Below are 15,439 nucleotides of genomic sequence, written 5' to 3' on the forward strand. Positions count from 1 at the left end.
AAAAATGATGAAATGAAAGGGATCAACGGACAGTAATCGCAAAACAGTTAGACAACAAATGCGGTTTATCGATTTATACAAAAATATAATATTTGTCACAATAAAAAAAATTTCCATACCTTATTTTATCATATATAACCGGAGGATATGTGCAAATTAGATGTAATTTGACAATATTATGACAAATAAAACGAAAGTGTTAGGGTTTTTGTGGAAAAAAGAAGCTTTTCAGGTAAAATGGGCTGAAATAAGCCAGGTCAGCAAACGCTTTTTCGCGGTAAAACTGCTCAGATAAAGGGGTCATATCTGCAGCATTCATCACATATTCCTTAAAAACTGCATGCTCATGGGCAGGCAACAGCTGCTCCCACTTAGGGCTGCCATCACCGAAAAAATATATCTTCTGCTGCGCCAGTTCCGCACTGAATGTATCCGGCGATAAAACAAGCGCCTGCGGCTGTAACACAGCATTTAAACCTGCATCATAAATGGCGGTAAATACTTCCTGCCTGCGTGCATCCAGCATAGGGCAGTACCATGCTGCTTCGTCCTGCAACACGCTTTTCATTCCCTGCGCCATCATCTGCAACGTGGAAACCGCTATCAGCGGCTTCTTCCAGGCATAACACAAGCCTTTTGCAGTGGCCACGCCTACACGTAAACCAGTATAGGATCCGGGACCGGCACTCACTGCCACAGCATCTACATCCGCTGCTGTCAGCCCCTCCTCTTCCAGTAATTGCTTTACAAACAATATCATGGTAGCGGCATGATCCTGCTGATGCTCGTTTACCTTCGTCCGCAAGGCACGCCCGTCGCGCGCCAGACTCACGGAGCCGGTAGTAGTTGCCGTATCTATATTCAGTATTAGTGCCATTAATTTTCTATATCGCCTCGTATTCTGTTTGCAATAATGCAGCCACTTCATAACGGTCGTCGCCCGTAATATCATGCACTGCCTTCAATACTTCATACACATGCTTCACGCCTATCCTTTCACACCATTCAAAAGGCCCGAACGGATAGTTGGTACCCAACCGCATAGAAGTGTCTATATCCGCACGGGAAGCCGTTCCTTCCTCCGCTGTAAGATAAGCCTCATTAATAATCATACAGATCACCCTTGGCGTTACCATACCTATGGCATCGGCCACCAGCGTATATTCCCAGTTCAGCTGATACATAATATCTGCCAGCGTCTCCCGCTGCCCTTCGTCCATCACCGATACTTCCACCACCGGCAAAGCTATAAATCCAGGTAAGAAATTACAGCCTGTCATATTAAATCCCTGCTCAAAGGCATACTGGTTCATGACTTCAGACAACGACGTTTTCACCATCCCTGCCAGCACCGGAATACCCGGACTCTTTGCATAAACTGCCGCATGCTCCGGCCTGTCATCAAATATGAGATCTATTACCAGGTCAAACGCCTTGACCGACAAAACCTCTTCCAGACTGGTCTTCCATTGAACCGTATGCCTGGAAAGGTCCCTTTGCTGCAATTCTTCATACCGCTGTGCATCTGCTATTACCAGGATATTCATGCGCTAAATTTCCGCAAACCTAAAAAACTATTTGCTCATTTGAGATTTTTTCATGTGAGATTTGACACCTGTCAGGGTATACTTTTGTACTTACAGGCACAGGAACAACCAGAATTGGTGTCAAATCTCACATGAAAAAATCTCAAATGAGCAAATAGTTTTTTAGGTTTGTTTTATGGAAAAGCAAATCATTAATACCAATAATGCGCCCGCTCCTATCGGGCCCTATAACCAGGCTGTTAAAGCTGGTAACACCCTCTATGTATCCGGCCAGATACCCTTAAACCCTGCCACCGGCGAACTGGTGAAATCCGGTATCGTAGATGAAGCCCATATGGTCATGAAAAACCTGGAGGCCATCCTGCAGGAAGCAGGCCTGAACTTCAGCGATGTGGTTAAATCTACCATCTTCCTTACCGACATGGGTACCTTCCCCCAGGTAAATGAAGTTTACGGCAGCTACTTCAGCAGCAACTACCCCGCCCGCGAAACCGTACAGGTAGCCGCTTTGCCCAAAGGCGTTAATGTGGAGATCTCGGTGATAGCAATTAAATAATTGCAATTGCGAATTACGAATTGCGAATTACGAATGAGGAGCGAAGACATAAGCAAAGAAGTAAATTCTTTATCCGCTCATGTCTTCGCTCCTCATTCGTAATTCGTAATTCGTAATTATTTACTGGAACCAAATAACGTCGCCGCCAACCTTCCATCATGTCCATACACATCGTCTCTGAAATTCAGTCTGCCTTTGCTGTCAACGAAGGCGGTGAAATAGCCGATGAATACAGGTATTTTTTCTTTGATGGTAAGATATTTTTCTTTGCCGGCGTTCATGGCTTCATCAATTTTTTTATCAGTCCAGCCGGAATCTGCGCGCAGCAGCCATTGAGCCAGGCGCTTAGGCTCTGCTACGCGGATACAGCCATGGCTGAAAGAGCGTTTGTTTTCTCCGAACAGGTAGCGGGCGGGCGTATCGTGCAGGTAAATGTTGTATTCGTTGGGGAACAGGAATTTGACCTTGCCCAGTGAGTTTCTGCCGCCGGGGCGCTGCCGCACCACATAGGGGAAGTTTCCGCCGGAATACTTACTGAGATTGATAGCGCCGGGGGAGATAACCTTACCGCTGGCGCCCACTATTTCCATATTTTGTCTGGCCAGATAGCTGTTGCCACCCCGTTTGATTCCGGGCAGCACTTCTTTGGCGAGGATACCCGGAGGAACATTCCAGTACGGACTGAACACAATATAACGCAGGTCTTTACTGAAGATAACGGTATTGGCGCCGGGCTTTCCTACCACCACATTACAGCTCCAGTTGAGTTTTCCGTTCTCATATACATACATCATAAAGGCGGGAATATTGACCAGGATGTAGTTGGGGCCCGGATCTACGGGCACCCAGCGTAGTCGCTCCATATTCACCAGCACCTGGCGGATACGCTGCTGTATAGGTGTATTCATGGCATCCAGTACGCTTTGCCGGATGATACCGTCTTCTTTAAGTCCCATACGGGCCTGGAAATTTCGTACAGCCGTATCCATTACATTGGTAAAACGTACGCTGCTGTCGCCACCAGGCATATCGCCCATGAGCTCCAGCCGGTGTTTGATATCACCGATAACAGCTGCCGAATCGCCTTTTTTGAAGGTACTCTTAGCCGGAATACGGAGGGAGTCCCATTTCGCAGCAGCTTCGAGTTCCGCCAGCTTTTTCAGTTCATTCCGCAGCAGTTTGTATTGTCTGTTTACCGGTTCTTCTTCCTGGAAAGCATTTGATTTCTTCACCATGGAGTCCAGGAGGCTTTCCATATCTATCTTTTTCCGGGGGATGAACCATTCCAGGTCTTTGGCAGAATCGGCGGTAAGTCCGCCCCATACTTTGTTTCCGTAGGCAAAGAATTGTGCGGTGAGCAGCATTTCAATGCGTGGAATGGCGGTATCGCCGCGTTTCAGGCCCACGTCGCTTACCAGCAGGGTATCTGTGAGCCGCTGCAGGTCGGGGGTCATCAGGCTGCTGTCTTTAATACCGTAGGCCGCATCATTTTTCATCATATTGATGAAGTTGCCGGCCTGCTCCGTTAGTCCGTCTTTATTAACCCAGGCGTAGTGGAAATCACGCTTCCGGTAGAAGTTACGGATATAATCGTCGTAGGCGTCAAAGTTATGATTGGTGGCGAGGAAGGTGTTCAGTGCATTACTGTCTAGCGCCTGTTCAATGTATTCCTCTTTGGTGTAGTGGGTGGTATCCCTTGCTTTATTTTTTTTGCGGGCGCCGCTCTGCTGCTGGCAGGCAGCAAATATCATCAGGGCCAGCACAATCAGGGAAGAATAACGTATAGTCATAAGTGAATGGATGTAAATGAGTTTGAAAAACCGAAAACAAACATGACAATATACAGTGGGATTAAACTGCATTTCAGGCATAAATGTATGAAATATATGCACTTAGCATCATGATTATTAAAACTATTTCTATTTGGCTAACTTGGTAAATAAACGAAATCTGATGAATACACCCGTGGCACTCCAGGATATTCCTGTAAGAAATACCGTAGCCGGACATTTCGGCCGTTTCGTGCATGGCGAAAGAAGTACGCTGGCCTTCTGGGAAATAACGGCGGACTCCATCTCGCCGATGCACCAGCATCCGCATGAGCAGATCACCTACATTGTTTCTGGCACCTTTGAAATGGAGCTGGACGGTATCAGGCATCTCCTGCATCCCGGCGATACCCTGGTCATCCCTCCTAACACCGTCCACGGCGGCAAAGCCATTACAGACGTACAGATTATAGATAGTTTTTGTCCGGTGCGCGAAGACTACCTGTATAAATAATTACGAATTGCGAATGAGGAATTGCGAATGAAAAAGCGAAGACCGAAGCGGATATTTGCTTCGGTCTTCGCTTTTCATTCGTAATTCCTCATTCGTAATTTGAAATTACCTATAATTTAATCTCTTCGTCATTCGCATCGAAGAACCTGTATTCAGTAAGATGGTAGTTTGAGTCGGCTTTGAGTTTTATCCATTTTTTGTATTGGAAGTACCATTTCCATTGTTTGGATGTCAGGAATCCTTTGGTAAGGTATGCGTGCAGTATCGGGTGTACGCAGATGGTTAATCCTTTGTGCTGGTGATTCAGGAGGTACTGGAGATTTTTCTCAATATCTTCCAGAATAAGCATGGATGCGCCTATTTTGCCGGTTCCTTTGCAGGCGGGGCAATCTTCCGCTACGGATATGGTTATTTCAGGTTTCACCCGCTGGCGGGTGATTTGCATCAGCCCGAATTTGGATATCGGGAGGATGGTATGTTTGGCTCTGTCCTGGGACATGAATTTCTCCATTGCTTCGAAGACTGTCTTTTTATTTTCAGGCAGCTTCATATCAATGAAGTCGATGATAATGATACCACCGAGGTCTCGCAGGCGGAGCTGGCGTGCTATTTCAGCGGCTGCTTCCAGGTTGGAGGCAAGTGCGTTCTGTTCCTGGTTGTTGCTGGAGCTTTTGTATCCGCTGTTCACATCGATAACATGGAGGGCTTCAGTAGCCTCGATGATGAGGTATACGCCGCTGTCGAGGTTCACGGTTTTACCGAATGAAGCCTTTACCTGGCGGGTGATGCCATAGTTATCGAATATGGGAGAGCCGTTGTTGTAATAGTTAACGATATCCTGCTTTTCAGGCGCAATCTTCTGGATGTACGTCTTGGTATCAGTATAGATATTTTTATCGTTGATAACTATTCTGTTGAAGCTCTCGTTCAGCAGATCCCGGAGGATACTGGTGGTTTTTGTCTGCTCGCTCAGGATTTTCTGCGGAGCCTGGGCGCCGCTGAGGTTGGCCTGGATATTTTTCCAGGTCTGAACGAGGGTGGTAAGATCTTCGTGCAGTTCTGCCGTTTTCTTTCCTTCTGCCGCGGTGCGTACGATAACGCCGAAGTTGGGAGCTTTGATGGCTTCCACAATTTTCTGCAGTCTTTTTCTTTCTTCGGAAGAGTGGATCTTTTTAGAAACCGCTACAATATCATTAAAGGGAGTTAACACTATGAATCTTCCGGGAAGAGAAATTTCGCAACTCAGGCGCGGGCCTTTGGAAGAAATGGGTTCTTTCAGAATCTGTACGAGGATATTGGGTTTACCACCCAGCACATCCGTAATTTTGCCGGTCTTTACTATTTCCGGTTCATTTTTAAATTTAGTGAAATCGAAGCCTTCAGGGGTTTTATCGCTGATGGCGGTTGCAGTAAATTTAAGAATAGAACGGATATAAGGGGAAAGATCCGTATAATGTAAAAAGGCATCTTTCTCGAAGCCTACGTCCACAAAGGCAGCATTCAAGCCGGGAATCAGCTTTTTTACCTTGCCCAGGTACAAATCGCCTACTGCGAAGTTTGGGTTTCCACTTTCGTGGTGTAACTCAACTAACTTTTTATCTTCCAGTAACGCAATTTCCACTCCTGTGGGAGCCGCATTTATAATAAGTTCCTTATTCAAGCGTCCAAAATTTTAACCTTTAAAACTTCACCTTTTATGCTATGCGCACAGCTATGTAAGAACAGCTTACTGCATACCAAACAATAGCTCACTATAAAGTTAGCATATTCTTCACCGATGTGATGATGGATTGCTTAAGGGTTCAGCGATCACTGCAGGGTATCTCCGGAGAGTCAATCAAATGCGGGATCTATGGAAACAACCTGCATGATTCCGGCAATTTAAGATAATTGCCAGAATCATGCAGGATATATGAAAATTTTTATCCGATCACCGCGCCGGGATACCTGATTAGTATAAATGGCGGGAAACTGGAGTAATTATTTCTTCTTACTTTTATGCCGGTTCTTTCTCAGTCTTTTTTTACGCTTGTGAGTGGCAATTTTATGTCTTTTTCTTTTCTTACCGCAAGGCATACGCTTAAACGTTTTTAAATGATTGAAAAATAAATATTATTGAATACTTTTTATGTAGCTGTCTACTTCTTTCTTCAGTTCCGGATCGGTCATGAATTGTTTGCTTTTTTCAAACAGTTCAATTGCTTTCTTTTTATCTCCCTTGCTCCTGTATGATTCTGCCAGTACAAAAAGTACCTTCGCATTTTCAGGATGCTTCTTCATCACTCCTTCCAGTCTTTCTATAGCCTTGTCATATTGCCCGGAAGTGATAGCCAGGTTAGCCAGTGTTACCTGTGCGTCAATATTATCAGGATTCTTAGCCACTACATCTCTCAGCTTGGCGACACCTGTCATGGGCTCACCGGTGTTCATGTACACCATAGCCTGTGATATTTTCAATGTATCGTTAGCCGGATTTATTTTTATAGCCAGGTCAAACAGGCTGATAGCCTGGTCGGCTTCCCATTTGGCAATGCGCGGATCTGGCGCATGTTGCAAATGGGCTAAAAACAAATTGGCTGCAAAGGTGAGGCTTTTTTCGGAATTTTCCAACTTAGCGGCTTCTCCGAGATAATAGGCCGCCACGGGCAGCTGATTGAGACTGTCCCAGGTAGAGTATAGTTGTTTGTACGCAGCTATTTGTTGGGCTTTTACGTCACCACGTACCACATTGGTTTCGATAGTGTTGATCTGTAACAGTTTGTCAGCAGGAATCTTTGCTTTTGCTGTTTCCAGCAGTTCCGAAAAGGCAATAGGCTCTACGCCCTGTCCGCCCTGCATAGGCGCGGCAGTTGACATAGCTTGCTTATCTGACCGGGGTACAGTTCGGCCAAAGGCATATAATACCACCAATAGTGCTACAGCACCACTAACCAGGAGAACTTGTGTTTTTTGCATCGCCTAATAAATTAGGCTGCAAAATTAAGAACTTTTGAGCTTCTTTACCTCAGCAACAAATTCTTTCGAAGGTTTGAATGCAGGGATGAAGTGCTCCGGGATCTCCACAGCTACGTTCTTCTTGATGTTCCGGCCAATTTTGGCGGCTCTTTTCTTTGTGATAAAACTGCCAAACCCACGGATGTAAATATGCTCACCATTAGCCAGGGCTTCTTTCACCTCTTTGAACATGGCTTCTAGTGTGACTAAAACATCTACTTTGGGGATGCCGGTTTTTTCAGCAATGTTGTTAATTAAATCAGCTTTTCTCATATAAAAGCGAGAGGATTACTTTACTCTCAAAGTTAATTTAAAATTTTTAATTGCTGAATTTTAGGCAAATAAATTTTATTAATTTTTCTTATACCTGTATTGGTTATAATTTATATTTATTTGCAGGCCCGGAAATGGGTATCTGATGTACCTATAGGGTTTTTTGGACAGCTTTTACCATATCAATTTACTAAATAATTTTATTAAAATAATATATAAATGACCAATTCCCGACTTTTTTTTACGGAAAAATTACTGGAATGGAACCGTGAGACCAATACCCGCTCCATGCCGTGGAAAGGTGAAAAAGATCCCTACCGGATATGGCTATCCGAAATCATTCTCCAGCAAACCCGCGTGGAGCAAGGGCTGCCATACTATCAGAACTTTATAAAAAACTATCCCGACGCTAAAAAACTGGCCGCCGCACCGGAAGAAGAAGTGTTCAGATTATGGCAGGGACTCGGCTATTACGCCCGCTGTAAAAATATGCTCGCCGCCGCCCGGGAAATTGCAGATACCTATCAAGGTAAGTTTCCTGCACAGTACGATCAGATCAAAGCCCTCAAAGGTATAGGCCCCTACACCGCTGCAGCCATTGCCTCCTTTGCCTTCAACCTCCCCTACGCCGTACTGGACGGAAACGTTTACCGCGTACTGTCACGCTTCTTCGGCATAGAAACACCGATAGACAGCACCGCGGGCAAAAAGGAATTCGGCGACCTCGCCCAGGAACTGCTCCCCCATGACCAGTCTGCCGCCTATAACCAGAGCATTATGGACTTCGGCGCAGTTGTCTGTAAACCCCAGCAACCACTCTGCAACGAATGCCCCCTCAATAAAAAATGTGCGGCCCGCCAACAGCAACTGATATCCGTACTACCAGTAAAATCAAAAAAACTGCAGATAAAAAAGAGATACTTCAATTATTTCATCGTTCATTATAAGGATAACATCTATATCCGTAAAAGAACGGCAAGCGATATATGGCAGAACCTGCATGAATTCATTCTCCTGGAAACCAGCACCCCGCTGGATTTTGAGGCCCTGCAACAGACAGACGGCTTCAGGCAGATTTTCGGAAACACCCGGTTTGAATTTGAAGGTGTCGGCAAACCCGGTAAACAGCAGCTCACGCATCAGACCATTTTCAGCCAGTTCATCAGCCTGTCTGTAAAACAACCGCTGCCGGCAACAGATTATATGGCAGTACCCGCCGCCTCGCTGAATAATTATGCCTTCCCGAAAACCATCACCGCCTTTTTACAGCAGCGTCATTTGCAATTATTCTGACAAAAGATGCATAAAAGTTTTTTATATACATTAACGGACAAACTAGCAAGATGTTATAACATCTGCTTCTGAATGAGCTTAATCGGCTCCCAGCAAGAAATTTTTCACTATCGATTGGAAAAAAATATTAACTTTAAGAAGGTTGTTTATTTATAAAAGAAGAACTTTTTAACAATAGACTAAAAAAACCTACAACTATGAGAGGTGTTAATAAAGTAATCCTGATAGGCAATTTAGGCAGAGACCCGGACGTTCAGTTCCTGGAAGGAAATATTGCGGTGGCTAAATTTTCACTGGCAACCACCGAAACATTCAAGGACCGGGCCGGCAAACTTATTTCACAAACAGAATGGCACACGGTGGTGCTCTGGCGCGGACTGGCGGAACTGGCGCAGAAATACCTGCACAAAGGCAGCCTGGTTTACATTGAAGGACGTTTACGTACCCGCAGCTGGGAAGATAAGGAAGGCAATAAAAAATTTGCCACAGAAGTTGTAGGAGATAACCTGGTAATGCTGGACAAGCGCATGGACCTCAATAATTCCGATCACCCCATACCTCACCATAGCAGTTCCGGATCTTCAGCAGGTGAAAATTTCGCCAATAACATGGAAATTCCCCCTTCGCTGAATGAACCCGCAGACGACCTGCCGTTCTAACCGCATATAAAAATATTAAGTTTTACAGGTACGTAATCCCATAATGGGACATTACTTATATTTGCGTGCATGGAAAAGTAATTCAGGGAATTACGTTTTTCTTTATTTTTGATTTATTACATCAAAGTTCAACATCTTGGAGATCCTCTCGGCAAGCAACTTTTCCTGTTTGTTACAAGTGAATGCACCCATCGCTACACCAAATATGGTTGTATTCCTACTTGTTATTTTTGTTTTACTGCTGCTTACCTTCATCGTTTCCGGAGCAGAAGTAGCCTTCTTTTCCTTAAATTATAAGGACCTGAATGTGCTTAAAACAAGACAGAACACTTCCGGCAAACTTATTACCAAACTGCTGGAAAAGCCTAAATCACTCCTGGCTTCCCTGCAGACGGCCGGTATCATACTCATGATAGCCTTTATCATGATTACCAACTACCTGGTAACACAAATGGAAGACCTGCAGACCCTGCCAGTCCTCTCCTTTGTAGTCCGTATCTCGCTCATCTGCCTGATACTTCTGTTCTTCGGACAGATATTACCACGCGTATGGGCCGCCCAGAACAACATCCGCTTCGCCACCTACTTCGCCTGGTTCGTGAGCCTTATTCACGCTACCCTGGAACCTGTCAGCGATTTTTTTGTGGGCCTCAGCAGCAGCATAGAATCCAAACTTTTTAACCGCGGCAGCGGCCCGGTTAACTTCCAGGAAATAGATGAGGCCATCGAAATGAGCGTGGACCCCACCGCTTCCCAGGAAGAGAAAAATATCCTCAAAGGCATTATCAAATTCGGTAACATCACCGTAAAACAGATTATGCGCGGCCGCCTGGATGTAAATGGCATGGAATACGACCAGTCATTCACCGAAGTTATTAAGCAGGTGGCTGACCTTCACTATTCCCGCCTGCCCGTTTATAAAGGCAACCTCGATAATATCGTAGGTGTAATACATACCAAAGACCTGCTGCCGCACCTGGATAAAGGCGCGGACTTTGACTGGCACGAAGTAATGCGGCAACCATTCTTTGTACACGGTCATAAACTCATCGAAGATCTCCTCTCCGAATTCCAGAGCCGCCGCATGCACTTCGCCGTAGTGGTAGACGAATTCGGCGGAACCTCCGGTATCGTTACCCTGGAAGATATTATGGAAGAAGTGATCGGCGATATCAAAGATGAATTTGACGAGGAAGAATTCAACTACAGCAAATTAGATAACTTCACCTACGTGTTCGAAGGCAAAACCATGCTGAACGATGTTTGCCGCATCATGAACATACCAGCAGAAACATTTGAAACCGTAAAAGGAGAAAGTGACTCCCTCGGCGGCCTCATACTTGAACTGGCAGGAAAATTTCCGGAAGAAAACAGCGTTATCAATTACAGCAACTTTGATTTCACTGTACTGGAAGTCACCAAAATGCGTATACAGAAAGTACAGGTAACCATCCGGCCCGATGCCAGCGAACAGGCATAAGCCAATCCTAAATGTGATCAGAACAATGCCATACTTAAAAGGAAAGGCTATAGCCCTTTTTTCCCTGCTGATTTGTATACTAGCTGCCTGTGAAAATACACCTACACCGAAACCCCGTGGTTTCTTCCTGGTGAAATTCCCGGAAAAAAAATACCGCGTATTCGATATGCCCGGATACCCGTATACCTTCGAATACCCGGTGTACGCCAATATCGTTAAAGACACTTCCTTCTTCGGAGAAAAGCCCGAAAATCCTTACTGGATCAACATCGACTTCCCTACCCTCAATGGTAAAATCTACCTGAGCTATAAAATAATAGGACCCCAGAACAGTTTTCAGAAACTGGTGGACGATGCCTTCAAAATGACCTATAAGCATACCTACAAGGCTGAATATATAGACGAAAATAAAATCCATACGCCGAACCATGTTACCGGCACCTTCTATGAAGTAGGCGGTAACGCGGCTTCCGCCAAGCAATTCTTTGCTACAGACTCCACCAGCCACTTCCTGAGAGGCGCCCTGTACTTCAACGCGCCCCCCCAGGCAGACTCCCTGGCTCCTGTAAATCAGTTCCTCGAAAAAGATATGTGGCACCTGGTGGAAACCCTCCGCTGGAGATAAGCTGCCAATCCCGTAACTTTGGGGTATGATAACGCGTTTGCGGGGTGAATGCCGCAAACCAAAGACCAATACCCGATGATCATCATTGACGATAAATACATAAGTGACGAAGTAATTGAAGAGCAGTTTGTATGCAATCTGTCAGCCTGCAAAGGCGCCTGCTGTGTTGCAGGCGACTGCGGCGCCCCGCTGGATAAAACTGAAATCAAAACCCTGAAGAAGATTTATCCGCAGATTAAGTCTTACCTGCGCCCCGAAGGAATCGAGGAAATCGAGAAAACCGGCACCAACACCACCGACGCTGAATATGGCTATGTCACACCCATCGTTAACAAAGGCATCTGTGCCTACGCAACCATCGACGATCATGGTATCGTTGGTTGCGGCATAGAAAAAGCCTGGAAAGACGGCGTCATTGACTTCAAAAAACCCATCTCCTGTCATCTGTACCCGATCAGAGTTACCAAATACGAGAGCTTTGAAGCAGTTAACTACGATCGCTGGGATATATGCAAACCAGCCTGTAAAAACGGAAAATCCCTGCGCGTCCCTGTTTACCGCTTCCTCAAAGATGCGCTGATCAGAAAATACGGCACGGAATTTTATGAGGTGTTGGATAAAATAGCTACTAAACAGTACAAATAACTATAGCTATCAACAGGTGATTAGCTATCTTTAATAAAGGAATTATCGTTTGCTTATGCATCAAACTGCCTCCGCTTTCCTGGAAGAAAGCGAAAAGAAAGCATCGGATCTTGGTCATCGTCAGACTATAAACTTCAACATCGGTAAATATAATACCGCTGTGAAGGCCGGCAAACAACAGTTTGCGGACCTTCCGATTGCACGTGAAAGAGCCAAGAATATCAAGTGGAGAGCTATTGAGCACCTCGATAATCACCTGGAAGAATTTGAAATGAACTTCAGCCGCCGCGGCGGCAAAGTGATCTGGGCGGAAACAGCAGAACAGGTGCAACAGGAAATACTGGCCATCTGTAAAGCCAAACAATGCAAAAGCATTGTGAAAAGTAAGTCCATGGCCACTGAAGAAGTACACCTCAATGCTTTCCTCGCCGACAACGGTATTGAATGCGTGGAAACTGACCTCGGGGAATATATACAGCAGCTGGACGGCGAACCGCCCTACCATATTGTTACACCGGCCATGCACAAAAGCAAGGAAGATGTAGCCCGCCTGTTCGCAGAGAAATTAGGCACAGACCCCAATCTTACACCGGAGCAACTGACCCTGGTGGCAAGAGAGAAATTAAGACAGAAATACCTGGATGCAGAGATAGGTATTACCGGCGCCAATTTCATCATTGCAGACACCGGCTCCGTTGCCGTCACTGAAAATGAGGGCAATGCCCGCCTCACCACTGCTTTTCCGAAAACACATATTGTACTGGTAGGTATTGAAAAAGTACTGCCTTCCGTGTCTGATCTGGCACTGTTCTGGCCCCTGCTGGCGACCTATGGTACCGGTCAGCAGGTAACTGCCTATAACTCTATCTTCAGCGGTCCCCGCCAGGAAGGTGAAGTAGACGGTCCTGACGAAATGTATGTTATCCTGATGGATAACGGCCGTACCAACATCCTGAAGGACACCGCAGCCCGCGAAAGTCTTTACTGCATCCGTTGCGGCTCCTGCCTGAACGCATGTCCCGTATATAAGAATATCGGCGGCCACAGTTATGCCACCACCTACAGCGGCCCTATAGGCTCAGTCATCACACCGCACCTGAAAGGTATGGACTCCTGGATGCACCTCAGCTTCGCTTCTTCCCTCTGTGGTAACTGTACGGAAGTATGCCCGGTGCGTATTAATCTGCACGAATTGTTACTGCACAACCGGCAGAAAGCGGTGGAAGAACATCACACTTCCGGTGGTGAAAAATTTGCGTGGTTTGTCTGGAAACAGGGCTGTAACAGCCGTAAGATGATGAATATGGCCAGTGGAAAAATGAAAAACTTCCTGCTGCGCAAGTTCTTCGCGAAAAGCTGGGGAGACAACCGCGAACTGCCGGTTTTTGCTCCCAAGTCATTCAATCAGTTGTGGAAAGAGCGTAAAGGCTAATCTTCCTTCTTTTTTACGAACTCCACCTGCAGCTCTATGATCGCAGGTTTGCCGTCAGGAGCGGGTTTCCACGCCGGCCCTTCCTTCACCACACGGATCGCTTCTGCATCACAGGCCGGGTTTAAGCCTTTGATGACTTTAAAATCATGCAGTGTACTGTCTGCATTAACGGTAAAGGATATACGTACTATTCCTTCAAACTGGTTATCCGGATTTTTTGTATGCTTTGCGAGATAATGCTGGTAAGTCTCCCACCCTGCTACAGGCATTGGTTCAGGTGCTGTTCCCTTGCGCGCCCTCATCCTGCTTTCCTGAACGTTGACAGCTGATATTTCGGTTCCGGCAACTTTTCTGGAAAGCATTGCATTCACATGGGTATCAGTATCCGGCAATGGTTTCACGTAACCGTAAGCCATTTCTTTGGCAACAGCAGCCGGAGCAGCGGCAGGCGCAGCAGTGACGGCCGGAGCCTTCATATCTTTCATCGCAACCGTTTCGGCATCTTCTTTTGACATGCTGCTCATGGATATCTCTTCAGCGGATTTCCGGGCAACGGCATTCCCTTTTTTATGTTTATCTGCAGCGGCTAAGGTTACAGGGGCAGCATCCGTATCCATTAAGGCAGCGGGATTATCTGCCGTTGCGGACGTTTTCCCTGTATCTGAGATATGCGTTGATTCCCGGAGCGCCGGTGCTTCCGCAGGCACTGCCGGCTGGGTAACGGCGGCAATAGGCTTACGATCAGCCTCTTCTCTCACCAGAAACCAGCCACCGGTAAATAATAATAACAGGATGGCAGCGGCGGCGGCCCAACGGTAATACATGGTACGCACCCTGGACCTGCGCGGAGCTATTCTTTCCGTCAGGCGTGCGGTAAGGTCATCCAGGTGATGGTGCTGATCAGGTGTATGCATAGCATAGCCATCCAGCGCATCAGCCAGGAACGGGTCATCCAGGGCCTGGCGTTCCAGGTCATGCATGGCCTTGTCGTCGAGTTCTCCGGCCAGATACTGGCGGATTAATTCGGCGCTTACCACTGGTTTGTTATGTGATTCCTTGTCAGGCATGTTGTTTTTCCATACATATTTTCAGGTTACGCTTACCATTCTGTATATAGCTCTTTACCTTATTCATGTCGTACCCGGTGATAACACATACTTCCCGGTAGCTCTTTTCCTGCAGGTAGAACAGGTCTACACTGCGCTTTTGCTCTTCCGGTAAGGTTTCCATGCATTTTTCCATGGACCGGAGGTTATCTTCCAGCGAAATTCCGTTGTCATGATGCGCCGTTTCCCCATTTTCCATAATGGGGTATTCATCTACCGAAATTTGCCGTCCCTCCTTGTTTTTCATTGCCCTCAGCTTCATCAGGCAGTGATTGCGGGCCAATACGTGCAGCCAGCTTTTGAAATTCTGGACCTCATGCAGCTTCAGCTTGCCTATCAGCTCCTCGAAGATCTGCATCACCGCATCTTTACTGGCATCTTCATCAAAATATTTAAGGCATACCCCATATACCAGGTTCATATAACGCTGGTACAGGGCGGCCAGCACATCCAGACTGCCGGAGGTTTTATACTCCCGGATCAGTTCTGCATCTGCTGCATCCTGCATCATATTTTGCTGAAGAAAGGGCACCAATAGTCTAATTT

At 46.2% G+C, this 15,439-nt stretch carries 16 protein-coding genes; 8 read left to right on the plus strand and 8 right to left on the minus strand.

Translation table 11 applies throughout. The features are described from left to right. Positions 1-199 precede the first annotated feature (199 nt). Both tsaB and GWG06_RS16810 read right to left on the minus strand, forming a co-directional pair. Positions 200-877, minus strand: coding sequence for a tRNA (adenosine(37)-N6)-threonylcarbamoyltransferase complex dimerization subunit type 1 TsaB (tsaB, locus tag GWG06_RS16805; protein ID WP_158631661.1), 678 nt, complete (start codon positions 875-877; stop codon positions 200-202). 7 nt (positions 878-884) lie between these two features. Then, positions 885-1,547, minus strand: a complete 663-nt coding sequence (locus GWG06_RS16810) for a 3-hydroxyacyl-CoA dehydrogenase family protein (protein ID WP_127044015.1) — start codon at positions 1,545-1,547, stop codon at positions 885-887. Positions 1,548-1,722: 175 nt separating this feature from the next. Between GWG06_RS16810 and GWG06_RS16815 the strand changes: the two genes are divergently transcribed. Further along, positions 1,723-2,103, plus strand: coding sequence for a RidA family protein (locus GWG06_RS16815; protein ID WP_127044016.1), 381 nt, complete (start codon positions 1,723-1,725; stop codon positions 2,101-2,103). A gap of 116 nt (positions 2,104-2,219) precedes the next feature. On the opposite strand, the gene GWG06_RS16820 is transcribed toward GWG06_RS16815, so the two are convergent. Further along, positions 2,220-3,893 (minus strand): L,D-transpeptidase family protein, encoded by a 1,674-nt coding sequence (locus GWG06_RS16820; RefSeq protein WP_160714571.1) that lies wholly within the window; start codon positions 3,891-3,893, stop codon positions 2,220-2,222. Between the two features lie 163 nt (positions 3,894-4,056). On the opposite strand from GWG06_RS16820, the gene GWG06_RS16825 reads away from it, so the two are divergent. Then, positions 4,057-4,386 (plus strand): cupin domain-containing protein, encoded by a 330-nt coding sequence (locus tag GWG06_RS16825; RefSeq protein ID WP_127044018.1) that lies wholly within the window; start codon positions 4,057-4,059, stop codon positions 4,384-4,386. A gap of 109 nt (positions 4,387-4,495) precedes the next feature. Here GWG06_RS16825 and GWG06_RS16830 read toward each other — a convergent pair whose 3' ends face one another. From GWG06_RS16830 to GWG06_RS16840, 3 genes are all read right to left on the minus strand, one after another. Continuing rightward, positions 4,496-6,046, minus strand: a complete 1,551-nt coding sequence (locus tag GWG06_RS16830; RefSeq protein ID WP_127044019.1) for an Rne/Rng family ribonuclease — start codon at positions 6,044-6,046, stop codon at positions 4,496-4,498. 452 nt (positions 6,047-6,498) lie between these two features. Then, positions 6,499-7,341, minus strand: a complete 843-nt coding sequence (locus tag GWG06_RS16835; RefSeq protein WP_127044020.1) for a tetratricopeptide repeat protein — start codon at positions 7,339-7,341, stop codon at positions 6,499-6,501. Between the two features lie 24 nt (positions 7,342-7,365). Next, entirely contained in the window at positions 7,366-7,653 is a 288-nt protein-coding gene (locus GWG06_RS16840; protein ID WP_073084475.1) for an HU family DNA-binding protein, read from the minus strand. Positions 7,654-7,872: 219 nt separating this feature from the next. Here GWG06_RS16840 and mutY point away from each other — a divergent pair, with 219 nt between their 5' ends. From mutY to GWG06_RS16870, 6 genes are all read left to right on the plus strand, one after another. Next, the gene (gene mutY / locus GWG06_RS16845; RefSeq protein WP_160714573.1) at positions 7,873-8,946 is read left to right on the plus strand and encodes an A/G-specific adenine glycosylase; all 1,074 of its coding nucleotides are present in this window, start codon (positions 7,873-7,875) and stop codon (positions 8,944-8,946) included. Between the two features lie 197 nt (positions 8,947-9,143). Continuing rightward, a complete protein-coding gene (locus GWG06_RS16850) occupies positions 9,144-9,605 on the plus strand; it encodes a single-stranded DNA-binding protein (protein ID WP_127043737.1) in 462 nt (153 codons plus the stop codon). Positions 9,606-9,810: 205 nt separating this feature from the next. Then, positions 9,811-11,085, plus strand: coding sequence for a gliding motility-associated protein GldE (gene gldE / locus GWG06_RS16855; RefSeq protein ID WP_160714575.1), 1,275 nt, complete (start codon positions 9,811-9,813; stop codon positions 11,083-11,085). A 25-nt stretch (positions 11,086-11,110) separates the two neighbouring features. Continuing rightward, complete coding sequence (gene gldD, locus GWG06_RS16860) at positions 11,111-11,710, plus strand: gliding motility lipoprotein GldD (protein WP_127043739.1); 600 nt, start codon at positions 11,111-11,113, stop codon at positions 11,708-11,710. A 48-nt stretch (positions 11,711-11,758) separates the two neighbouring features. Beyond that, positions 11,759-12,355, plus strand: a complete 597-nt coding sequence (locus GWG06_RS16865; protein WP_235938390.1) for a DUF3109 family protein — start codon at positions 11,759-11,761, stop codon at positions 12,353-12,355. 55 nt (positions 12,356-12,410) lie between these two features. Next, a complete protein-coding gene (locus GWG06_RS16870) occupies positions 12,411-13,787 on the plus strand; it encodes a LutB/LldF family L-lactate oxidation iron-sulfur protein (RefSeq protein WP_160714577.1) in 1,377 nt (458 codons plus the stop codon). Here GWG06_RS16870 and GWG06_RS16875 read toward each other — a convergent pair. Both GWG06_RS16875 and GWG06_RS16880 read right to left on the minus strand, forming a co-directional pair. Further along, positions 13,784-14,854: an energy transducer TonB gene (locus GWG06_RS16875; RefSeq protein ID WP_160714579.1), complete on the minus strand. Its 1,071-nt coding sequence runs from the start codon at positions 14,852-14,854 to the stop codon at positions 13,784-13,786. The genes GWG06_RS16870 and GWG06_RS16875 overlap by 4 nt on opposite strands. Then, positions 14,847-15,404 (minus strand): RNA polymerase sigma factor, encoded by a 558-nt coding sequence (locus GWG06_RS16880; RefSeq protein ID WP_127043742.1) that lies wholly within the window; start codon positions 15,402-15,404, stop codon positions 14,847-14,849. The genes GWG06_RS16875 and GWG06_RS16880 overlap by 8 nt, the downstream gene beginning before the upstream one ends. Positions 15,405-15,439 lie beyond the last annotated feature (35 nt).

It is taken from the genome of Chitinophaga solisilvae (assembly GCF_009928525.1).
GTDB classification, from domain to species: domain Bacteria; phylum Bacteroidota; class Bacteroidia; order Chitinophagales; family Chitinophagaceae; genus Chitinophaga; species Chitinophaga solisilvae.